This window comes from Lentzea miocenica (assembly GCF_033949945.1).
Classification (GTDB): Bacteria; Actinomycetota; Actinomycetes; order Mycobacteriales; family Pseudonocardiaceae; genus Lentzea; species Lentzea miocenica.
Map to the genome: position 1 here is coordinate 13,388 of NZ_JAXAVW010000020.1, position 21,386 is coordinate 34,773.

General features: G+C 70.4%; 21 protein-coding genes and 1 pseudogene. 11 read left to right on the plus strand and 11 right to left on the minus strand.

What is annotated here, in order from left to right:
* Nucleotides 1-54: 54 nt before the first annotated feature.
* Nucleotides 55-732 (plus strand): hypothetical protein, encoded by a 678-nt coding sequence (locus SK803_RS24030; RefSeq protein WP_319968330.1) that lies wholly within the window; start codon nucleotides 55-57, stop codon nucleotides 730-732.
* 118 nt (nucleotides 733-850) lie between these two features.
* On the opposite strand, the gene SK803_RS24035 is transcribed toward SK803_RS24030, so the two are convergent.
* Nucleotides 851-1,990: a PucR family transcriptional regulator gene (locus SK803_RS24035; RefSeq protein WP_319968331.1), complete on the minus strand. Its 1,140-nt coding sequence runs from the start codon at nucleotides 1,988-1,990 to the stop codon at nucleotides 851-853.
* An 86-nt stretch (nucleotides 1,991-2,076) separates the two neighbouring features.
* Between SK803_RS24035 and SK803_RS24040 the strand changes: the two genes are divergently transcribed.
* The 4 genes from SK803_RS24040 (at nucleotide 2,077) to lgt (ending at nucleotide 7,212) form a co-directional block, all read left to right on the plus strand.
* Nucleotides 2,077-3,132 carry a ferredoxin reductase gene (locus tag SK803_RS24040; protein WP_319968332.1) on the plus strand — a complete coding sequence of 352 codons (1,056 nt, stop codon included), beginning with the start codon at nucleotides 2,077-2,079 and terminating at the stop codon, nucleotides 3,130-3,132.
* Between the two features lie 74 nt (nucleotides 3,133-3,206).
* Nucleotides 3,207-4,319, plus strand: coding sequence for a fatty acid desaturase family protein (locus tag SK803_RS24045; RefSeq protein ID WP_319968333.1), 1,113 nt, complete (start codon nucleotides 3,207-3,209; stop codon nucleotides 4,317-4,319).
* Nucleotides 4,320-4,439: 120 nt separating this feature from the next.
* Entirely contained in the window at nucleotides 4,440-6,215 is a 1,776-nt protein-coding gene (locus tag SK803_RS24050; protein ID WP_319968334.1) for a CocE/NonD family hydrolase, read from the plus strand.
* A gap of 67 nt (nucleotides 6,216-6,282) precedes the next feature.
* A complete protein-coding gene (gene lgt, locus SK803_RS24055; RefSeq protein WP_319968335.1) occupies nucleotides 6,283-7,212 on the plus strand; it encodes a prolipoprotein diacylglyceryl transferase in 930 nt (309 codons plus the stop codon).
* On the opposite strand, the gene SK803_RS46565 is transcribed toward lgt, so the two are convergent.
* On the minus strand, nucleotides 7,133-7,297 hold the full coding sequence (locus SK803_RS46565; protein WP_406601573.1) for a glycoside hydrolase family 2 protein: 165 nt from the start codon (nucleotides 7,295-7,297) through the stop codon (nucleotides 7,133-7,135). The two genes, lgt and SK803_RS46565, sit on opposite strands and share 80 nt — an antisense overlap.
* On the opposite strand from SK803_RS46565, the pseudogene SK803_RS24060 reads away from it, so the two are divergent.
* Nucleotides 7,281-7,444: pseudogene (locus tag SK803_RS24060) on the plus strand (SAM-dependent methyltransferase); the annotation flags it as partial. The gene SK803_RS46565 and the pseudogene SK803_RS24060 overlap by 17 nt on opposite strands.
* Nucleotides 7,445-7,481: 37 nt before the next feature.
* Nucleotides 7,482-8,486 (plus strand): penicillin acylase family protein, encoded by a 1,005-nt coding sequence (locus SK803_RS24065; protein ID WP_319968336.1) that lies wholly within the window; start codon nucleotides 7,482-7,484, stop codon nucleotides 8,484-8,486.
* On the opposite strand, the gene SK803_RS24070 is transcribed toward SK803_RS24065, so the two are convergent.
* The 8 genes from SK803_RS24070 to SK803_RS24105 all read right to left on the minus strand — a co-directional run bounded on the left by SK803_RS24070 (nucleotide 8,476) and on the right by SK803_RS24105 (nucleotide 15,910).
* Nucleotides 8,476-9,402 carry a quinone oxidoreductase family protein gene (locus SK803_RS24070; RefSeq protein WP_319968337.1) on the minus strand — a complete coding sequence of 309 codons (927 nt, stop codon included), beginning with the start codon at nucleotides 9,400-9,402 and terminating at the stop codon, nucleotides 8,476-8,478. The two genes, SK803_RS24065 and SK803_RS24070, sit on opposite strands and share 11 nt — an antisense overlap.
* Complete coding sequence (locus tag SK803_RS24075) at nucleotides 9,387-10,253, minus strand: dioxygenase family protein (RefSeq protein ID WP_319968338.1); 867 nt, start codon at nucleotides 10,251-10,253, stop codon at nucleotides 9,387-9,389. Before SK803_RS24075 ends, SK803_RS24070 begins: the two co-directional genes overlap by 16 nt.
* Nucleotides 10,254-10,255: 2 nt before the next feature.
* Nucleotides 10,256-11,035, minus strand: a complete 780-nt coding sequence (locus tag SK803_RS24080; RefSeq protein WP_319968339.1) for a citryl-CoA lyase — start codon at nucleotides 11,033-11,035, stop codon at nucleotides 10,256-10,258.
* Nucleotides 11,032-12,168 carry a CaiB/BaiF CoA transferase family protein gene (locus tag SK803_RS24085; protein ID WP_319968340.1) on the minus strand — a complete coding sequence of 379 codons (1,137 nt, stop codon included), beginning with the start codon at nucleotides 12,166-12,168 and terminating at the stop codon, nucleotides 11,032-11,034. Before SK803_RS24085 ends, SK803_RS24080 begins: the two co-directional genes overlap by 4 nt.
* The gene (locus tag SK803_RS24090; protein ID WP_319968341.1) at nucleotides 12,168-13,598 is read right to left on the minus strand and encodes an amidohydrolase family protein; all 1,431 of its coding nucleotides are present in this window, start codon (nucleotides 13,596-13,598) and stop codon (nucleotides 12,168-12,170) included. The genes SK803_RS24085 and SK803_RS24090 overlap by 1 nt, the downstream gene beginning before the upstream one ends.
* Before the next feature lie 177 nt (nucleotides 13,599-13,775).
* Nucleotides 13,776-14,579, minus strand: a complete 804-nt coding sequence (locus SK803_RS24095) for an IclR family transcriptional regulator domain-containing protein (protein WP_319968342.1) — start codon at nucleotides 14,577-14,579, stop codon at nucleotides 13,776-13,778.
* Nucleotides 14,580-15,086: 507 nt separating this feature from the next.
* On the minus strand, nucleotides 15,087-15,593 hold the full coding sequence (locus tag SK803_RS24100) for a YceI family protein (protein ID WP_319968343.1): 507 nt from the start codon (nucleotides 15,591-15,593) through the stop codon (nucleotides 15,087-15,089).
* Nucleotides 15,590-15,910: a hypothetical protein gene (locus SK803_RS24105; protein ID WP_319968344.1), complete on the minus strand. Its 321-nt coding sequence runs from the start codon at nucleotides 15,908-15,910 to the stop codon at nucleotides 15,590-15,592. The genes SK803_RS24100 and SK803_RS24105 overlap by 4 nt, the downstream gene beginning before the upstream one ends.
* 109 nt (nucleotides 15,911-16,019) lie before the next feature.
* Here SK803_RS24105 and SK803_RS24110 point away from each other — a divergent pair, with 109 nt between their 5' ends.
* Complete coding sequence (locus tag SK803_RS24110) at nucleotides 16,020-18,749, plus strand: ATP-binding protein (RefSeq protein ID WP_319968345.1); 2,730 nt, start codon at nucleotides 16,020-16,022, stop codon at nucleotides 18,747-18,749.
* Here the strand turns inward: SK803_RS24110 and SK803_RS24115 are convergent.
* Nucleotides 18,744-19,526, minus strand: a complete 783-nt coding sequence (locus tag SK803_RS24115) for a crotonase/enoyl-CoA hydratase family protein (protein WP_319968346.1) — start codon at nucleotides 19,524-19,526, stop codon at nucleotides 18,744-18,746. The two genes, SK803_RS24110 and SK803_RS24115, sit on opposite strands and share 6 nt — an antisense overlap.
* Nucleotides 19,527-19,578: 52 nt before the next feature.
* Between SK803_RS24115 and SK803_RS24120 the strand changes: the two genes are divergently transcribed.
* From SK803_RS24120 to SK803_RS24130, 3 genes are read left to right on the plus strand one after another with little or no spacing between them, the layout of a single operon-like run.
* The gene (locus tag SK803_RS24120) at nucleotides 19,579-20,178 is read left to right on the plus strand and encodes a sulfite oxidase-like oxidoreductase (protein ID WP_319968347.1); all 600 of its coding nucleotides are present in this window, start codon (nucleotides 19,579-19,581) and stop codon (nucleotides 20,176-20,178) included.
* Nucleotides 20,148-20,888 (plus strand): ferredoxin reductase, encoded by a 741-nt coding sequence (locus SK803_RS24125; protein ID WP_319968348.1) that lies wholly within the window; start codon nucleotides 20,148-20,150, stop codon nucleotides 20,886-20,888. The genes SK803_RS24120 and SK803_RS24125 overlap by 31 nt, the downstream gene beginning before the upstream one ends.
* 14 nt (nucleotides 20,889-20,902) lie before the next feature.
* Nucleotides 20,903-21,169: a DUF6510 family protein gene (locus SK803_RS24130; protein ID WP_319968349.1), complete on the plus strand. Its 267-nt coding sequence runs from the start codon at nucleotides 20,903-20,905 to the stop codon at nucleotides 21,167-21,169.
* Nucleotides 21,170-21,386: the final 217 nt, after the last annotated feature.

The following is a 21,386-nucleotide window of genomic DNA, read 5'->3' on the forward strand; positions in this document are numbered from 1 at the left end:
CGACCCTGTCGCGTTTCGGCAAATAGCTTCCCAAGGACCCCTACGCTTCAGTGCGTGAAGCGACTCATCGTGGTAGCCCTCTGCCTGCTCGCGACCGCCTGCGCACAGGCACCGACCACCACGCCCACCCAGACCTCGACGCCGAGCCCGACCCCGTCGGCCGACGAGTCGCCGGCCGTCCGCGCGGCCTTCGAGACCTACACGAAGGCCGCGCTGGCCAAGGACGGCACCACTGGCGTGTCGGTGCTGGCGAAGCCCATCTTCGACACCTACGACGACTTCCGGAAGCTCGCGCTCACCGCCACCGAACAGGACCTCTCCACCGCACCGCTGGGCAAGCGGGCCGCCGTGTACACCCTGCGCGGCTCGGTGGACCCCGCGATCCTGCGCACCGCGTCGCCGAAGGAACTGGTGAAGGTCTCGATCGACAGGGGCCTGGTGGGGGAGAAGGGCATCAACAACCTCGAACTCGGCAAGATCACGGCCAGCGGCGACACGGCCTCCGCCGAGGTGCTCGCCCGCGGCCAGGTGGCCCCGTACAAGTTCCGCTTCGTCCGCGAGGACGGCACGTGGAAGCTCGACCTGCAGCCGCTGCTCGACCTCGCCGACTCCGCCTACGCGGAGGTGGCGAAGCAGCAGAACCTGACCCCCGAGCAGTTCCTGGACGGGGTGCTGAACCAGATGTACGGCCCCGCGAAGGCCGCCGAGGTCCGCAAGCCGCTCGGCGCCTGACCCGGCGCTCGGCCGGCGCCTGGCTCAGCGCTCGGGCTGGCCGAGCGCTGAGGATCGGTTCACGAACCTGTGGTGAGTGCGGGGCAGTGGTCGCGGAGCTGTCCCGCGGCACCGCCCCTCAACGCTCGCGCAGCCCCAGCGCGAGCGTCAGCTCGAGCACGCGTTGCGGCGAGTTGAGGTCCGGGAACAGGTCGCGCAGCTGCCCCATCCGGTACCGCACGGTCTGCGGGTGCACGAACAACGCCGTCGCCACCTCCTCCCGCCGCCCGTGGTGCAGCAACCACGCCCGGAGCGTCTCCTCCAGCCGTCGGGCCGAGGTGGCGGGCAACGTCCGCAACGGTGCGAGCGCGCGCGCACGGAGGTCTGCGTATGCGTCGGCGTCGGCGGTCAGGACCAGCTCGACCAGGTGTTCCTCGGTGTCGCGGATGTCGGGGGACGCGGAACGTGCGCGTACGGCCCGTGCGTACGAGGCGGCTGCACGCATCCATGGGCGCGCTGGGCCGACAACGGCCGTGCGGACGGTCAGCAGCCTCAAGAGATGCCCGCGGTCGGCGTCGGGCACCAGCAGCATCCCGGTCGAGTCCGGCAGGTCGTCCAGCACGAGGGTGGAGGAGTCGAGCATCCGGTAGGCCGGGCGGGTCTGGGCGGCGGGCAGCAGGACGGCGGTCAGGGAGTCCGGCGGGGTCCAGCCGGCGCGCTGGGCGGAGGCGAGCAGCACCTCGGCGCCCGCGCCGGCGAGCAGGTCGCGGGCCAGTTGTTCCAGGTGACGCTCGTGTGCGAGGCCGCGGGCGGCCAGTTCGTCGGCGTGACCGGCGGCGCTGGCGGCGGACAGTTCGTCGATGTAGGCGAAGGTCAGTTCGGCGAACTTCGCTACTTCCTCGGCGGGCAGGCCTGCGGAGACCGCGCCTTCGGCCAGGCCGCGCCAGGCCACGCGTGCGCCTACGCGGTAGGCGCTGAGCAGCGCGTCCATCGATCGGCCGTCGCGGACCTCGCCGCGGCCCAGTTCGTAGGCGGCGTCGCCCGCGTCGCCGCTGGTGGCTGTGCCGCCGGCCAAATCCAAGTAGTGTCCGAGCGCCGTGCGAACCGCACGGCGGATAGTGCCACCCATGCGGCCGGAAAGTGCGCCCGCGTAGCTCGGCACTTCGTCGATGATGGCTTCGACGACTTCGTCCGCGGTTGTCTTCAGGGCCGCGCGCAACGCGGTGACTGTTGTCTCATCCAGGCCCAGTTCGGTGGCCCGCCGTATTGCATGACTCACGATTTGTTCCCTGCGAACAATTCAGTTGGCCAGATTCACGTCCTACGGACAGGACTTTACGCCCTGAGGCGCATCAAGCTGGAGTCATGACGAGTACCGCCCTCCGCAGCAGGGCGTGGAAACTGCTTGAGCTGGTCACGACGCCACTGCTGCCGTCCGACTACCTCGACCTGGTCAGCCCGCTGCGTGCGGGCGCCGACCTGCGCGGTCGCATCGAGGCCGTGCACCCCGAGACAGAGGACGCCGCCACCATCGTGATCCGGCCCGGCCGGGGCTGGCGCGGCCACGTCGCCGGCCAGTACATCCGGATCGGCGTGGACGTCGACGGCGTGCGCCTGTGGCGTGCGTACTCGGTGACATCGCCGACCAGCCGGACGGACGGCCGCATCACGATCACCGTGAAGGCCATCCCGGACGGCAAGGTCAGCAACCACCTGGTCCGCCGGGTGAAGCCGGGCACGCTGGTGCACCTCGACCAGGCCTGCGGCGAGTTCGTGCTGCCGAAGGCCAGGCCCGCGAAGGTGCTGTACCTGACCGCCGGCAGTGGCATCACACCCGCGATGGGCATGCTCCGCGACACCGAGTTCGCCGACGTCGTGATGGTGCACTCCGCGCCGCGCAAGCAGGACGTGATCTTCCGCAACGACCTGCACGACCTGGTCGCGGACGAGAAACTGCGCCTGGTCGAACTGCACACCGACACCGACGGCATGCTCGACCTCGCCCGTCTCGACGAGCTCGTGCCCGACTGGGCCGAGCGCGAGACCTGGGCCTGTGGCCCGGCCGGCCTGCTCGACGCCGCCGAGGCGCACTGGGCCCAGCACGCGAAGCCCGAGAGCCTGCACACCGAACGGTTCCGCCCCAGCGTCGTCGTCGCCGGTGAGGGTGGCGAGGTCACGTTCAGCACGACCGGCAAGACCGTCGCCGCCGACGGTGCCACGCCGCTGCTGAACGTCGGCGAGGAAGCCGGCGTCCTGATGAAGTCGGGCTGCCGCATGGGCATCTGCTTCGGCTGCGTCACGCCGCTCAAGTCGGGTGCCGTCCGCGACCTGCGCACCGGTGAGATCACCGAGGGCGACAAGGGCGTGCTGATCCAGACCTGTGTGTCCGCCGCGGCGGGCCCCTGCGACCTCGAACGCTGACCGCGCCACCAAAGACTTTCTCTCCCCCCGTGAAGTGGCCCGACCCCCAGCCACTGCTTTGGAAAGCGAGCTTCATGACCGCCATCGACCCCACCGCCCACCTGACCGCCGACCAGATCGAGGAGCTCGGCCGCGAGCTCGACGCGATCCGCGACGAGGTCATCGCCAGCCGTGGTGAGAAGGACGCCGCCTACATCCGCAAGGTCATTTCGGCGCAGCGCAAGCTCGAGCTGGCCAGCCGCGGCATCCTGCTGTTCTCGCTCTTCCCGCCGGCGTGGATCATCGGCACCGCCGGCCTGTCCGTGGCCAAGATCATGGACAACATGGAGATCGGCCACAACGTCCTGCACGGCCAGTGGGACTGGATGCGCGACCCGAAGATCCACTCCACCACCTGGGAGTGGGACCACGTCTCGCCCGCCGACCAGTGGAAGCACTCGCACAACGAGCTGCACCACACGTACACCAACGTGATCGGCAAGGACAACGACCTCGGGTACGGCATCATGCGCGTCGACGAGGACCAGAAGTGGCACCCGATCTACCTCGCGCAGCCGTTCTGGAACTTCATCAACGCCTGCTTCTTCGAGTACGGCATCGCCGCGTACGACCTGGAGCTCGGCAAGAACCTGCACAAGCGCCGCCGCAACAACCCCGAGTTCCGCGCGCGGGCCAGGGCGGTCGGCCGCAAGATCCGCAAGCAGGTGCTCAAGGACTACGTGATCCACCCGCTGCTGTCGGGCCCGTCGTTCCTGACCACGCTCGCCGCGACGTTCACCGCGAACCTGGTCCGCAACCTCTGGTCGCACTCGGTGATCATGTGTGGTCACTTCCCCGAGGGCGTGCAGACCTTCGAGCGCCGGTCCATCAAGGGCGAGACGCGCGGCCAGTGGTACCTGCGCCAGATGATGGGCTCCGCGAACATCAGCGGCAGCAAGGCCATGCACTTCATGTCCGGCAACCTGTCGCACCAGATCGAGCACCACCTGTTCCCCGACCTGCCGAGCAACCGGTACGCCGAGGTCGCGGTCAAGGTGCGCGCGCTGTTCGACAAGTACGAGCTGGAGTACGTCACCGGCCCGCTGCCCAAGCAGGTCTTCTCCGCGTGGCACAAGGTCTTCCGCCTGTCGCTGCCGAACAAGAAGGTCAAGACCCCCGAGCGCGAGAAGGAACTCGTCGCCGCCTGAAACCGGTAATGGTTCAGATCTTTCGGCCGTACCGGCGACACCGCCGGATTCGGTGAGATTCCTTCGTAGGGCCCGAGTTCCACCCCTGCTGCTTCATCGGGCCCTCCGACGGAGGAACTCATGCGAAGGGTCTATCTCGTCGCGGCCACCCTGCTCACGGCCGCGACGATCTACACGCCTGTCTCGACCGCGGCCCCTGCCGCCGCGGCGATCACCGAGACGGTGTACGTCGAGTCCACGATCGACAGTGACGCGGACGGCAAGCTCGACCGGATCGCCGCCGACGTCATGCGGCCGGACACGGCAGGGAAAGTGCCGATCGTGATGGAGGCCAGCCCCTACTACGGGCTGGGCGCGTCGGCGACGGCGATGAACGTGCCGCGCGGTTTCGGGCGCTGGTACGACGAGTACTTCGTGCCCCGCGGGTACGCCGTCGTCGAGATGGAGATGCAAGGCACCTCCCGCTCGACCGGCTGCCCGACCACCGGCGGTCCCGAGGACACCGCGAGCGTCCGCGCGGTCGTGGACTGGCTCAACGGCCGCGCGAAGGCGTTCTACGCCGACGGACGAGCGGCGGTCGCGAGCTGGAGCACCGGCAACGTCGGCATGCTCGGCGTGTCCTACAACGGCACGCTGCCCAACGCGGCGGCCGCGGCGAACATCCCCGGCGTGAAGACGATCGTGCCGATCGCCGCGATCTCCAGCTGGTACGAGTACGCCCGTGACCAGGGCATCGCCTACAAGGGCTGGGACTCCAACTACCCGACGGCCCTGGCCAACTACGTCGTCAGCTCGGCGCAGAAGGCGAAGTGCAAGCCGGTGTTCGACAAGCTCTCCGCCGAGGACGGCGACGAGTCCTTCGACTACACGTCGTTCTGGAAGGCCCGCGACTACCGGCCGGGCGCGCAGAACGTGTCCGCGTCGGTGTTCGTCGTGCACGGCCAGGCGGACTGGAACGTCAAGCCGTCGCAGTTCGGCCGCTGGTGGAAGGAACTCGCGGACCGGAACGTGCCTCGCAAGATCTGGCTGCACCGCGGTGGGCACCTCGACCCGATCTCGTTCCGCCAGGCCGAGTGGCAGCGCGTCATGGGTCTCTGGATGGACCACTGGCTCAAGGGCGCGGACAACGGGATCATGAGCGAGCCGATGGCCGACGTGCAGAAACCGGACGGCAGCTGGGAGCAGTCCGCCGCCTGGCCGCGGCCGGACACCAGGGCCACCACGCTGTACTTCGGCCCCGCGGCCGGTGGCATGTCCGGCTCGCTGACCACCACGCCGGTCTCCAGCGGCACGCAACGCCTGGGAGACAACGCGAACCTCAGCGAGTCGCTCATGATGGCCAACCCGGAGACGGCCGACCCGCGCAGGCTCGCCTACGTGACGCCGCCGCTCACCCAGGCCGCCCGGCTGTCCGGCGAGGTCAGCGTGACGGCCAGGATCGCCTCGAACCGCACGTCGACCCCGTTGACGGCGGTGCTCGTCGACTACGGCCCGAGCACTCAAGCCGTGCTCACCGAACGCAGCCCGCTGCAGCTCTCGACCGAGAAGTGCTCGAAGACCGATCTGCGCTTCCGCACCGGATGCGCCCGTCCGCCGCAGGTCTCCATCCAGGCGGTCACGGCGACGATGCTGACCAAGGGCGCCATCGACACCAAGAACAGGCTGTCGCTGGAGTCCGCGACCCCGTTGCCCACCAACGGGACCGCGGACGTGACCTGGAAGCTGCACGCCAGGGACGCGCTGATCCCGGCGGGGCACCGCATCGGCATCGTGCTCGTCACCAACCACAACGGCTACATCGCCAAGGACACCGGGGCGAGCGGCATCGCGCTGAACGTCTCCCTCGGCGTGAGCAAGGTGGTGCTGCCGATCGTCGGGGGAGTGGTGCTCACCTGACCGTGAGCTGAGGCCTGCGCGCCGGAACTTCACAGTGCGCGGGCCTCAGCCTGGCTAGCCTGGCGCGATGGTCATGGGGGAAGCGGTCCTGGCTGTCCTGCCGAGCCCGACGCAGGGCGTCTGGCACCTCGGTCCGGTGCCGATCCGTGCTTACGCGTTCTGCATCATCGCCGGTGTGCTCGTCGCGATGTGGCTCACCGAACGCCGCTACGTGCGGCGCGGCGGCAGGCCCGGCGTGATCAACCAGATCGCGACGTGGGGCGTGCCGTTCGGCATCGTCGGCGCCCGCCTTTACCACGTGGCCACGTCCTGGCAGCCGTACTTCGGTCCCGGCGGCGACCCGATCCGCGCCCTGTACATCTGGGAAGGCGGCATGGGGGTGTGGGGCGCGATCGCGCTCGGTGCGCTCGGCGGCTGGATCGGCGCGCGGCGGGCCGGGGTGAAGCTCCCGCCGCTGGCGGACGCCGCCGCGCCGGGAATCGCGCTGGCACAAGGGATCGGCCGCCTCGGCAACTGGTTCAACAACGAGGTGTACGGCGGCCCGACCGACCTGCCGTGGGCGCTGCGGATCTACGAATGGGACCAGGACGCCGGCCGAGCCGTCGTCGGACCCGACGGTCAGCCCGTCGTGCTGGGCACCTTCCACCCCGCGTTCCTCTACGAACTGCTGTGGACCTTCGCGGTGGCGGCCGCGGTGATCTGGGCGGACCGCCGCTTCCGGCTCGGGCACGGCCGCGCGTTCGGGCTGTACGTGGCGCTCTACACCTTGGGCAGGCTGTGGATCGAGGCACTGCGGATCGATTCGGCGAACACGATCCTCGGTCTGCGGCTGAACATCTGGACCTCGCTGATCGTGGGGCTGGTGGCCGTCGCGCTCACCCTGTGGTCAGCGCGACGGCACCCCGGCCGCGAGGACCTCAGGTCAGCTTCGGCGCCGAGTTGTACGCCTCCGCCAGCAGACGCGGCGTCCGGACCGAGCGCCGCGGGTCGATCGTGACCGTCCGGCTTTCACCTGGCAGCAACCAGAAGTAGTTGTCGCTGTACAGGGTCGGCAGGACGCGGTCGGTTGCCGGGCGGCGGATCCTGGACGTCGGCTGTGGCGCGGGCCCGTTGTTCGCCGCGCTGCGTGACCGAGGCGCGACCGTGAGCGGTCTCTGGTGCTGCACTACCTGGAGGACTGGGGGCCGACGCTCACCGAGGTGCGGCGCGTGCTGCGGCCCGGCCGCCGACGCCACCGGCACGGCCTACTACGGCGATGTCCAGGTCGTGCCGAACATCAGCGACGAACTGCGCGCGCGTTGTGGCACCGAACCGGACATCGGCATCGTGATCCTCGACGGCAGCCGCGGATCGTGCCGCTGGGAAGGCAAGCTCAGCCCGGGCAGTCTGCCCAGCCTGGTCAGGAACGACCACGTCAGCAACATGAACGACAGCCCGTGGCTGGCGAACCCGGCCGCACCGCTGACGGGTTACCCGTCGATCGTCGGCGACGTCGGCACCGAACGTTCGCCGCGCACCCGCATGGGCCTGGACATGATCGCCGGCGGCCGGCCGTTCACACTGTCCTCTTTGGAGGCCGCGACGCTCGGCAACCGCAACCTCACCGCAGAACAGGGCCTCGCCGCCGTCGTGGCGATGTGCCGGGCCAACCCGACGCTTCCGGCGAGTGACGGCAGGCCCGTCGACGTCCGCGCTGCCTGTGCGGCGCTGTCGGCCTGGCCAGGAACCGGGGACACCGGCGAGAGCAGCCGAGGCGCCTACTTCTGGCGCACGTTCATCCAGTTCGCCGGACGGCCCGGCGTCGACAAGTGGCTGGTGCCGTTCGACCCGGCCGACCCGGCGCACACCCCGCGTGACCTCAACGCCGCGGATCCCGGCGTGCGGAAGGCTTTCGCGGACGCGGTCAGGGCGTTCGAGGTGGCGGGCCTCGCGGTCGACGTCCGGTTGGACGACGTCCAGCAGTACGAGGGCATCCCGATCCACGGCTGCCGGGGCCCGGAAGGATGCTTCAACGTCATCTCGGTTCCAGGCGCACCGCAACCGACGGACCGGATTCCGCACGGATCCAGCTTCGTCATGGCCGTGGAGCTGACGAAGAACGGCCCGCGCATGAGCTCACTGCTGATCTACGGCGAATCCGCTGATCGTTCGTCGCCGCACCACACCGACCAGGCGCGTCTCCACGCCCAGAAGAAGTGGGTCACCGGCGTGTTCACCGAACGGGAGATCGCCCGCAACCCGGACCTCAAGACTCGCGTGGTCAGGGGATGAGCACGACCCGGCCGTGCCTGGTGCGGTGCCAGGCATCGGTGACGTCGCACAGCGGTACGACCTCGTGATCGACGACGAGCTCACCGCGCGCCGCATGTCTGGCGACGGTCGAGATGGCCTCCGCCCGCTGCTGCGCGGTGAGCTCGTTGTTGGTGTAGCCGGAAAGCCGCAACGACCGGCTGCGCAACGTGGACGAGGTGATCGAACACGTCTCGCCCGCCGAGCCGCCGAGGTTCACCCACCGTCCACCGGGACGCAGCGCCTGGGCGGCCGCGGCGGCGGGCGCACCGAAGAGCGGGTCGAGCAGGAGGTCCGCACCTGGAGCGGTCTCCAGGAACTGCATGGCCAGGTGATCGGTCTCCAGCGAGACCACCGCGTCGGCGCCGGCGCGCACGGCCCGTTGCCTGCCGGTTTCCGAACGGGCGGCGGCCACCACGCGGCCGGCTCCGGCGAGGCGGGCGAGCTGGATCGCGGCCTGCCCGACCGCGCCGACTCCGAGCACGATCACGCACTCGCCGGGTGTGAGCTCTCCGCGCCACGTCAACGCCATGTGCGCGGCGACGGCGGACAGCCCGAGCGCGGCGATCGCGACCGGTTTCACGCCGTCCGGCAGGAACACCAGATCTTCCTTGCGCACCACCGCCTTCGCGGCCATGCTCCCGTCACCCGCGGCCATTCCCGCCCTGGTGGGGAACCACACCGCGCGCCCGTCGACCGTCCCGATGCCCTGCACGCCGGGCACATAGGGCGTCGCGGGCACGCCGAAGTACGAGGTTCCGGTGGCGCACAACAGGTCGAGCGGCGTGATCGGGGCCGCGAGCACGTCGACGACGACCTGGTCGGGCTGCGGAACGGGCTCGTCCCGGTCAACGGGCGACGGCGGCTGACCGGGACGAGTGATCAGTGCGGCGTGCACGGCTGGAGCACGAAGTCGAACCGGGCCTCCACCCACGGCACGGCGCACGTGCTGCCGTCCGGCGCTGGACCGGGCTCGCGCGGTTCGAAACTGACCACCAGCTCCTGCTTGGTGCCGAACACGACGTCGCTGTCGAGGTACTCGGCACCCTCCTCGAACAGGTGCGTGATCAGCGGCTCGAAGCCGTCTGCGGTGACCAGGAAGTGCACGTGCGCGGGCCGGAAGTGGCTGATCTCGGTCTGCCCGATCAGGTCGCCGACCGGGCCGTCCATCGGGATCGAGTAGCCCTTCGGCGTGATCGTGCGAACGCAGTAGGTGCCGTCCGCCTCCGCCCGGTACTTCGCCCGCAACCGCGCCTCGTCGACGTCGAGCTGCGCCTCGTACGCGCCGTCCGCGTCGGCCTGCCAGACGTCGAGCACGGCACCCGCCACCGGCGTTCCGTCCAGCGCTCGCACGGTTCCGGTGAGGTAGAGCGGAGTTCCCGGCACGTCGTCGGACATGTCGCCGCCGAAACCGAGTTCGGGGGAGCCGTCGATGTGGAACGGCCCGAGCACGGTGGCCGGCGTCGCGGCGGGGGAGAAACGGTGGTTCATCTGCACCACCAGCATGCTCAGCCCGAGCACGTCCGAGGCGAGGATGAACTCCTCACGCTTCTCGTCGCTGATCTGCCCGGTCGCGGTGAGCCACTGGATCGCCGCCATCCACTCGGCCTCGGTGAGCCGCACCTCGCGGGCGAAGTCGTGCAGGTGGCGGACGAGCGCGGTCATCAGCTGAGCGGTCCGCGGGTCCTTCGCGGTGGCCCAGCGCCGCACCGCGAGATCCGTGATGTTGTCTTCGGTGACCAGCTGCATGCCTACTCCTCTGGAGGCGCGACGGACCGCGTGTTCGAGTCCACGGAAAGGAAGATGTCGTTGGCGACGGGATTGCGCAGTTCCTCGGCGAGCTGCCCGATCAGCCCGGCCGTGCGGGCCAGCAAGGCGAAGCCCCGCAACAACTCCAGCGGCAACCCGAGGTCGGCCAGCGCCGCACCGCACGTACCGGCGCCGTTGAGCGGCAACGTCCTGCCGAGCACCCGCGGATGGACCCGGCCGATAGCGGCGAAGAGCTTCATGTGCGGCCCCAGCACGTTCTCCTCGGCGGCGATCTCGAACAGCCGGGCGGTGCGCGGGTCGCCGTTCTTGTGCACGTGGTGACCCAGGCCGGGGATGCGCGCTTTGCCCTGAGCTTCCAGGGTTTCCAGCGCCAGTGCGTCCCAACCGTCGTCATCGGTCGGCAGTTCCGCGGCGCTGACCACGGCGTTCAGGAACCGGCCCGCGTCCTCGGTGACGCCGAGGAAACGGGAGCCGCCGCCGAGCAGCCCGGCGGCGAGCGCGCCCTGCACGGAGTCGGGGGCGGAGAGGAACGTGAGGCGGCTGACGATCGCGGTCGGGGTGAACCCGTGGTCGGCGAGCGCGGCCAGCACCGCCTCGAACACCCGCGTCTCACCGGGACCGGGCCTGCGCTGGGTGGCCAGCCAGAACGCCAGCTCGCCGAACCCGACGTTGCCCATCACGTCCTTGGCGAGGTCGTGGCCCAGCAACGTGATCGTCTCGGGTGTCGACGCCCCGAGGGCGGTCTCGTAAGCCTTGGTCACGGAGACTCCTCCTTCAGCCACGCGCGCAACTCCTCGCCGTGCTCGTTCAATCCCGGCGGCGGCAGCTCGTACACCGCCGGCGTCTCCGAGAACCGGATCGGATGCCGCGTTGTCGGCACATCTCCCACCACCACAACAGGATCGAGCCCGAACCGTTCGGCCATCGCGAACCCGCCGTCGATCGTGTTGATCGGCCCGCACGGCACTCCCGCCGCCACGAGCAGGTCGAACCACTCGACCGCGCCCCGCGTCCTGAGTCGTTCCAGCAGGATCGGCCGCAACTCCTCGCGGTTGCGGGTGCGGTCGGCGTTGCGCGCGAACCTCGGATCGTCGGGAACGCCGGACAGTCCGAGCACATCGCACAGCTTGCGGAACTGGCCGTCGTTGGCCGCCGCGACGATGAGGTCGTTGTCGGCGGTCGGCAGTGGCTCGTAGGGGAAGACGCTGGGGTGTGCGTTGCCCATCCGGAAAGGCACGACCCCACCGGCGACGAACGCCGAACTGTGGTTCACCAGCCCGGTCAACGCCGACGACAGCAGGTTCACCTCGACGAGCTGTCCCTGCCCGGTGGCGTCCCGATGCCGCAGCGCCGCGAGGATCCCGATCACGGCGTGGTTGCCCGCCATGACGTCGAACACCGAGATGCCCGCGCGGTACGGCGGGCCGTCCGGATCGCCGGTGAGGCTCATCAGGCCCGAGATCGCCTGCACCATCAGGTCGTAGCCCGGCACGTGGCTGCCGTCGCCGGAGCCGAAACCGGTGATCGACGCGTAGATCACCTTGCCGTTCGCGGCGCTGACGCTGGGGTAGTCGAGGCCGTACTTGGCCAGGCCGCCCGGTTTGAAGTTCTCGATCACGACGTCCGCGCGCCGGGCGAGCTCGCGGCCCAGCTCCGCGTCGGTCTCGTCACGGAGGTCCAGCGCGATGGAACGCTTGCCGCGGTTGATCCCGAGGTAGTAGGTCGAGACGTCCTCCCGCACGGGAGGCATCCACGTGCGGGTCTCATCTCCTTGCGGGCCTTCGACCTTGACGACCGACGCGCCCATGTCGGCCAGCAGCATGGTCGCGTACGGGCCCGCGAGCACGCGGGAGAAGTCGGCGACGAGCAGGCCTTCGAGTGGTCCGCCCGGCATCAGACGGACGTCCTCGTGTCGCCGCGGTACTCGGTGTAGGTGTAGGGGTTGTCCAGCACCTTCGATTCGGGGACGTCCGGGTTCATGCCCTTCTCCCACGCCTCGTCACCGAGTTGCGCACGCAGGTGCTCGACGGTCCGCTCGACCTTCCCGCGGATCGCTCGCAGATCAACTTCGACGAGCTTGTGGTCGCGTTTGACGATCCGCCCGTCGACGATCACAGCCTCCACATCGGACCGTTGCGCCTGGAACGCGACATGCCCGTACGGGTTGAGGATCGGGAACATGGCCGGTGAGTTCTCGTTGCGCAGCAAGACGAGGTCGGCCTTCTTGCCGACCTCGACGCTGCCGATGTCGGTGCGTCCCAACGCGCGTGCTCCACCCATCGTCGCCCAGTCGACGACGTGCTCGGCCCGCAGCGATGAGTGCGTGACGGTGTCGTTCTTGGCGTGCGCCGCCATGTGCTCGCGCGCCCGGTCGGCGCCGAGAGTGGAGCGCATCGCGGAAAACAGGTCACCGCTCCACCACACCGAGGTGTCCATCGACAGCGACACCGGGATGCCGTGCTCGCGGATCGCCCAGGTGGGCGGGTAGCCCTGGCCCGCGCTCTGCTCGCTCTCGGTCGACACGGAGATCGATCCGCCGGTGGCCGCGATCCGGTGGTAGGAGTCGGCGGACAGCGTGGCGGCGTGCACGTAGATCGACTGCGGCGTCATGAACCCGTTGTCGTACATCAGCCGGATGCCGTCGTCGTTGGTCGCGCCCCACACGCCCGCATGCGTCGTCACCGGCACGCCCAGCTCACGCGCCACCTCGAACGCGGGCTTCTCCGGGAACTCCGGATCGCCGGTGACGTCGAACGCGAGCTGGAAGCCCAGCATGTCGTCGCCGGTGATGCGACGGTGCACGAAGTCGCGGAACTCGGGCTTCGCGGTCCAGGACGCGGGGGAGTCCTGGATGTTGCCGTACGCCAGCACGAACCGGCCGGGCACCGCCCGCAACGCGTCGACCGCGGCGTCGGCGTGATCGGTCGTCCGCAGGCCGTGCGACCAGTCGACGGTCGTGGTGACACCGGCGTCGAGCGCTTCGGCGGCACCGAGCAGGTTGCCGGCGTGGATGTCCTCCGGCCGGAAGACCTTGCCCCACTCCAGGTAGTACCAGACGAAGTACTGCGTGAGCGTCCAGTCGGCGCCGTAGCCGCGCATCGCGGTCTGCCACAGGTGCCGGTGGGTGTCGACCATGCCCGGCATGACGATGCCGTTCGCGGCGTCGATCTCCTCGGTACCCGTGGGCACCTCCAGCCCCGGCCCGATCGCGGCGATCCGGTCGTCGACGACCAGCACGTCGTGGTCCGGCAGAACCCTTCGCTGACCGTCCATCGTCAGGACGGTGCCGTTTCGCAGGACAACAGGACGTCGTTCGGCGACCATCGGGGGCCTCCTCGACCGGCATGCGGACAAGTGTCCGTTGAATCGTCAACCTTGGCCGGTCGTGCGTCAACCCTCGGCTCATCGCCAGCTGGCGATCGACTGGTGCCAGGCGTACCACCACAGGGGCGACCGGCTGTGGGTCATGTCGTCGACGCGGAACAGCGCCTGACGAACTGCTCAAGCGACGACGATGTGCGGCACCGAGTCGAGGCGCGCGTAGTCGGCGCTGATGTCGCCCGCGGCTTGCAAGAGCAGCGGCAGGTGGTGCTCGATCATGAACTCCAGCGACGTCTCGGCCGCGTGGCAGTTGACGTTGAGCCCGGCGACGACCGTGCCGTTGCCGTCTCGCAGCGGTGCCGCGATCGACCGGATGCCCGGCGCGAGCTGCTCGTCGGTCAACGCCCACCCGCGCGCCCGCACGTCCCGCAGTTCCGCGTCACGTTCGGCCTGGTCCGGCTGCCACCGCGGGGTCAGCCCCGAGCGCGTCGGCTGGGCGAGCACGGCTTCCAGCTCGGCCGGCGGCAGCGCGGCGAGCTGGACCTTGCCCAGCGACGTCGGCAGCGCGGGGAACTTCGTGCCGATCTGCACGGACAACGTGACGATCTTCGGCACCGCCACCCGTGCGACGTAGACGATGTCGGACCCGTCGAGCTGCGCGATCGAGCAGGACTCGTTGGTGCGCTCGACCAGGCGTTCCATGTGCGGGCGGGCGACCTCCCACAACCCGGTCGACCGCACGTAGGCGACGCCGAGTTCGAGCACCTTGGGCGTGAGGGCGAACCCGCTCTCGCTCTGCCGCACGTACCCGAGCTCGACGAGGGTGAGCAGGATGCGCCGCGCGGTCGGGCGGGCCAGGCCGGTGGCGGCGGCGACCTCGCTGAGCGGCATCACCGGGCGCCGGGGCTGGAACGTGCGGATCACGTCCAGCCCGCGGGCGAGCGCCTCGATGAAGTCGGGGCCGGTGTCGGGGCGTGCGGGCATGACATCACGGTAGCGGACAGTTGTCCGCTCATTTGGTTCTGACGGCCGCGTGCGGCATCCCGGCCCTGGCCGACGAGTCGCAGGCCCGCGCCGCCTTCGAGACCTACACAAAGCCGGGGCGGCCAAGGACGGCGCCACCGCGGTGACGGTGATGGCGAGCTCGTACCTCGCCATCTACGACGACGCGAGGAAGCCGGCGCTCACCGGTACCGAACAGCAGGTCGCCGCCGTGCCGCTGAGCAGGCGGGCCTTCGTGTACGCCCTGCGCAGGGAGGACGTGGACGCCGCGACCCGGCGCCGTACCGGTACAGCCTCGTCCGCGAGGAAGGCGCCTGGAAGGTCGACCCGCGGGCGATGTTCGACCTCTCCGACACCGCGATGGCCGACCTCGCCGCGAAGCGGAACCTGACCCCGGCCAGCTGTTCGAGCAGGCGATGGTCGCGAAGTGCGGTGCCGCGAAGGTCGCCGAGCTGCACAAGCCGGTCGGGGGCTGATCCACGCTGTCCACTACGTCGGCCGGACCACCGCGGTGACCGTGATGTCGACGTAGCGGCCGATCATGAACCGCGGTGCGCGGACGCCCAGCGTCCTGCGATCCAGCCGTGCGGTCGCGGTCATCACGGTGTCGCCGTCCACAGTGGACAGTTCGGCGACGCCGCTCAGTTCGGTGGAGGTGCCGCGCGCCGTGAGGGTGCCGGTGACCTGCCAGCCACCTTCGACGCGGAACGCCGTCGTGGCGGTGAACGTCATCGTGGGGTGCCGGTCGAGGTCGAGCAGGCCGGGTTTGCGCAGGTCCAGGTCGCGCTTGGCGATCCCGGTGTCGATCGCGCCCAGGTCCAGCGTGCCGTGCACGGCCAGCAGGGCGCCGTCCGGGCCAATCTCGACGGTCCCGCCGGTGACCGGGACCGTCCCGGTGGCGGTGCGTCCCAGGTTGCTGACCTTGAACGACGCGGTGGACCGCGTGAGGTCGGCGCGCCAGACACCGGCGGTCAGCGTTCTCGACGTCGTCGTCATGACCGGGCTCCGTCGTGGTCGAAGACCTCGAGCACGGGGTAGATCTCGACCCGGTCGGCACCCGGCAGCAGCGCCACGTCCTCGCCGGGGAGCAACGCGCTGCTCATGATCGCCTTCTGGGTGTCGATGAGCGCCTGCTCGGTCTCGGCGATCGTCACGACGACCTCCGAGCCGTCGGGCCTGCGCAGCACGTAGGTCTTGATGGTGCCCCGCACCGCCGCCACCGCGGGCTTGATCCGTTCCTCGGTCGCGAAGTCCGCCGCGGCCAGCTGTTCCGGGTTGCGCGGCCGGTCGAAGTAGGTGAGCTGTGCGTACATGGTCTGCCTCCTTTGCTCTGGTCGGAGTCTTGGCCGGAGAAGGGCGGCGCGGATCCGTGCCAGTACGTAATGCGGTACTGAACCGGCACCGGGCGGCGATACTCCTGGCGTGGAGGTACCGATCCTCGGACGTGACCGCGAGCTCGCCGAACTGCGCGCGGGGCTCGTGGCGGCGGCGGGTGGCGCGGGCAGGCTGGTGCTGGTCGGTGGTGACGCGGGCATCGGCAAGACGCGGCTGGCGGCGGCCGCGGTGGCGATGGCCGGTGAGTACGGCGTGCCGGTGGTGCGCGGTCAGGCCGTCGACGATCCCGGTATGCCACCGCTGTGGCCGTGGCGTCGGCTCGCCCGTGACCTCCCGGCGTTGCACCGCGTTCTCACCACCGCGCACGTCGACCCGGCTGACGCGACGGCCCGGTTCGTGATGATGGCCGACGCCACCGACGCGCTGGTCGCCGAAGCCGGGTCCGAGGGCCTGCTCGTCGTCCTGGAGGACATCCACTGGGCGGACAGCGCTTCGTTGCGGCTGCTGACCCACCTCGCCGGTGAGCTGGCCACCGCGCGGATCCTCGTCGTCGCCACCTACCGGGACACCGGTGTGCTGCCTGACCTGCTGCGTTCCCCGGCAGCCCGGGCGGTCCGGCTCGGTGGCCTGAGCCGGGAGGACGTCGCGGGCTGGGTCCGTCGCGTCACGACCGCGGCCGACCCGGAGGCGCTGGCGGCGCGGCTCATCGACGCGACCGGGGGCAACCCGCTGTACGTCCGGATGCTGCTCGACCGCCTCACCGACAGCGGCGAGATCACCGGCAACCCGGAGCTGCACCGGCTGGTGCTGTCGCGATTGGACGGACTGAGCGCGCGCACGCGCGACGTGCTGGGCGCGGCCAGCGTGCTGGGGGAGCGGATCGAACCCGCGCTGCTCGCCGCCGTCACCGGTGCGGAACCCGGCGCCTCGCTCGACGAAGCCGTTGCCGCGCGGGTGCTCCAGGACCACGACGTCATGGCGTTCACGCACGCCCTCGTCCGTGACGCGATCTACCAGGACCTGGCGCCGTCCACCCGCGCCGACCTGCACCGGCGTTGCGCGCTCGCGCTGGCGTCGGCCGGGGGCGCTCCCGGCCGCGTCGCGAGCCACTGGAGCCGCGCGGACGGACCGGACGCCATCGCCGAACGCACGCGATGGGCCACCGCCGCCGCGCACGCCGCCACCGCCGACCTCGCCTACGACGACGCACTCCGGTTCGCCGCACTCGCCCTCTCCTCCGCCGAGCACGCGCCCGCGCGAGACCGCGCCGAGCTCACCCTCGACCTGGCCAGAGCCGAGTTCCTGTCCGGCGAACTCGACAGCAGCCTCGACCACTGCCGCACGGCGTCCCGGCTGGCCCAGGACGCGAGCGCGCCCGAGCTGATGGCCGACGCCGCCCTCGTGATCACCGGACTGGGCGGCCCCGACCTGCTCATCGCGGTGGACCACCTGTGCACGGCCGCGTTGCAGCACCTGCCGCCGGAAGCCACCGCGTTGCGCTCCCGGCTGCTGGCCCGCCGGGCGATGGCCGCGACCGCGACGGGTTCCTGCGTGCTGGCCCGCGAACTGTCCGCCGCCGCACTGGAGCTCGCCACCCGCAGCGGTGACCCGGACGCCGAACTGGACGGCATCCACGCCCGCCACGTCACGCTGTCCGCCCCGCAGTTCCGCGCCGAACGGGTCGAGCTGGCGCACCGCGCCGTGGCACTGGCCGAGACCGCCCGGCAACCGCACGCGTCGTTGTGGGGACACGTGTGGCTCGTCGACGCGGCGTTCCAGGTGGGTGACCTGGCTGCGGTCGACCACGAGCTGGCCCTGATCGAACAGTTCGCGCGGGCACGGCAGCACTCCGTGGCGTGGTGGCACCTGAACCGTCTCAAGGCCACGCGTGCCGCGCTGGTCGGCAGGCTCGACGCCGCCAGGGAACACAACGAAGCCGCCCGCGCGCTGGCCGAACGCATCGGCGCCAGCGCGGCGAAGGGCATGTACTACGCGTTCCTGCACTGGCTGGCCCACCTCGACGGCACCATCGACGCCGCGTCGGCGGACGAGGCGCTGGAGGTGCTCGACCACATCGCCGACATGCCGCTGGCCCGCGTCTACGTTCCGTTCCTGCACGCCCTGCGCGGCGACACCGAGCGGGCGCGTTCGACGTTCGAGGAGTTCCGCACGATGCCGGCCACCGTCGAGGTCGGTCCGATGTGGGCGCCGCTGCTCAGCCAGATCGGCGTGGTCGCGTGCCAGCTCGACGACGCCGAGACCGCGGATCTCGTCTACCGCGGTCTGTCCACGTTGGAACCGGACTACTCCGCGGACGGCTCCGGCGCGGTGTTCTGCAGCGCCGCCTCACCCCAGCTGCTCGGCGACCTGTCGATGACCTGCGGCCGTGCCGACGTGGCCGCCGCCCACTACCGCCTGGCCGTCGAGATGAACGCCCGCATCGGCGCCCGCCCGTTCGTCGCGCTGAGCAGACTCGGCCTCGCCCAGGCTCTCGTGGCCTCTGGCGAGTTCACCGAGGCCCGGACGCTGGCAGGCCAGGCAGCCGCCGAGTTCCGCGCGCTGAACCTCCCGCTGCGCCTGGCCGCCGCCGACCGCCTGCTGCAGCGGATCGGTGCCGAAGAACGCGCCGCGGATCCCTTGTCACCGCGCGAGTCCGAGGTCGTCGAACTGATCGCGCAGGCGCTCACCAACCGGCAGATCGCGACCAGGCTCGTGCTGTCCGAACGGACCGTCGAGACGCACGTCCGCAGCGTGCTGGCCAAGCTGGGCCTGCGCAGCCGGACCGAGATCGCCGCCTGGTCGTTGCGAGGCTCATGACCGGCTCTCGAACTCGCCGTGCCTCCCCGCTCCCGCCGTGAACCGCGCCGCCCCGGACGCTCCTTCCCGCGCCACGATCGGCACCCCGGCCACCCCTTCCGCCCGCAACGCCTCCTCCACCGACAGGTCGAGCCCCGCGTAGGTCGACGCCCGATCCGCCAGCACGCACTCGAACGGGAACGCGGCGATCTGCTCGGCCAGCTCCAGCGCGGCCGCCACCGCCTGACCGGGCTCCACGACCCGGTTCGCCAGCCCGATCGCGAGCGCCTCGTCCGCTTTGACCGGGCGTCCGGTGAGGATGAGGTCCAGCGCCCGCCCGAGCCCGACGATCCGGGGCAGCCTCACCGTGCCGCCGTCGATCAGCGGCACACCCCACCGCCGGCAGAACACCCCGAACACCGCGTCGCTCTCGACCACCCGCAGGTCGGCGAGCAGTGCCAGCTCCAGCCCGCCCGCGACCGCGTGACCGCTGACGGCCGCGATCAACGGCTTGCTCAGCCGCAACCGCGTCGGCCCCATCGGGCCTGATCCGCCGCCGTCGGGGTCGAGTTCGTTGCGGCGCTCGGGATCGCCGACGGCCGTGAGGTCGGCGCCCGCGCAGAACGTCCCGCCCGCCCCGGCGAGCACCGCCACGCGTTGGCCGGGGTCGTTCTCGAACGCCAGGAAGGCTTCGCGCAGATCTGACGCCATCCGGCGGTCGACCGCGTTGCGCCGGTCGGGGCGGTTCATCCAGATGACGGTGGTGGCCCCCGAGGTCTGTACCCGCACGTCGTCCATGTTGCTGAGGCTAGGGCGTGCACAGCGGAACGTGTTGCTGTGTACTAGCGCCATGCCGATCGTCTCTCCCGGCTTCACCGGGCGACGCCAGTCACCAGACGTGCAGCTGCCGCCCGGCCAGTACCTCACGGAGGACTTCCCGGTGCTCACGGCGGGCCCGACCCCGCGGGTGCCGACCGACCGGTGGGAGTTCACCGTCAGCACCGAGGTCGGCCAGAAGCACACGTGGTCGTGGCAGCAGCTGATCGAGCTGCCGGCGGAGAAGATCACGACGGACATCCACTGCGTCACCAAGTGGTCCAAGCTGCACACCCGGTGGAAGGGCGTCTCGCTGGACGTCCTGCTGGAGGACGTGGAGACGGCGGCGGACTTCGCGCTGGTCCACTCGTACGGCGGCTACACCACCAACCTGCCGTTGGAGGACCTGCTCGACGGCCAGGCGTGGGTCGCCTACCGCTACGACGACGATGAACTCACGCCCGAACACGGCGGCCCGGCGCGGTTGCTGGTGCCGCACCTGTACTTCTGGAAGTCGGCGAAGTGGGTCCGCGGGATCCAGTTGCTGCTCGAGGACGAACCCGGTTTCTGGGAAACCGCCGGCTACCACGACTACGGAGACCCATGGCGCGAGCAGCGGTATCAGGGCGACTGACGTGGCGGGTGGCCTCGCTGGCCGCGTCCTCCGACCTGACCGGTAGCGCACGTTCGCTCGTGTTCGACGTACCCGGCTGGCCGGGCCACCTGCCGGGCCAGCACGTCGACGTGCGGCTGACCGCCGAGGACGGCTACTCGGTGCAGCGCAGCTACTCGATCTCGTCGGCCTCCGACGGCTCCCGCGTCGAGCTCGCGATCCAGCGCGTGGCCGACGGCGAGGTGTCGCCCTACCTGTGCGACGTGCTGTCCGCGGGCGACCAGATCGAACTGCGCGGACCGGTGGGCGGCTGGTTCGTGTGGCGCGATTCGGATACCGCGCCGGTGACGCTGGTCGCGGGCGGGTCCGGCATCGCGCCGCTGATGGCGATGATCCGGACGCGGGCCGCGTTGGGGAGCCGCGTGCCGTTCCGGCTGATCTACTCGGTGCGGACGCCCGCGGACGTGATGTTCGCCGACGAGTTGCGTGTGCGCGCTCGGGAGGACGCCGGCCTGGACGTGCGGCTGGTGTACACCCGGCAGGCCCCGGAGGGTTCTCCGGAGCCGCCGGGCCGGCTGGGTGTGGCCACCCTGAACACGTACGCCTGGCCCGCCGAGTTCACCCCGAACTGCTTCGTGTGCGGACCGACCGGCTTCGTCGAGACCGTGTCCGACATCCTCGTGGCGCTGGGCCACGACCCGCGCCGCGTTCGCACCGAACGCTTCGGCTGACAGGGAGACCATCGATGAGCGACGACCACGTCGACGGGAACGCGCTCGCGGGCGATCTGCGGGAGATCTTCGCGGTGGACCTGACCGTGGCGACCGGGCAGTGCGCCGGGTGCGGGTACCGCGGGTCGGTGGCCAGTTTGCGCGTGTACCGGAACGCGCCAGGGGTGGTGGCTCGGTGTCCGCACTGCGAGGAAGTCGTGCTGCGGCTGGTTCGGGGGCCGGGGCGAGCTTGGCTGGATCTGCGGGGAACGGTGAGCCTGGAGATCCCGCTGCCGTCCTGATACCGGTCGTCTGCAAGTACCACCAACTCTTGATCGAACCGCACACAACCGCACCCAACCGGCACGAGACGTGCGACGGCGCCCTGCCGGTCTGTGGGCGCGCTCCCACGTAACACCGAATTTTGTCCTGTTTGACATGCCGGATACCTCCGATCGGCCGTAGCCCGCTGTCCGGACCCTGTGCGTGGATGTATGGGAGCGCTCTTACAACGTTGTA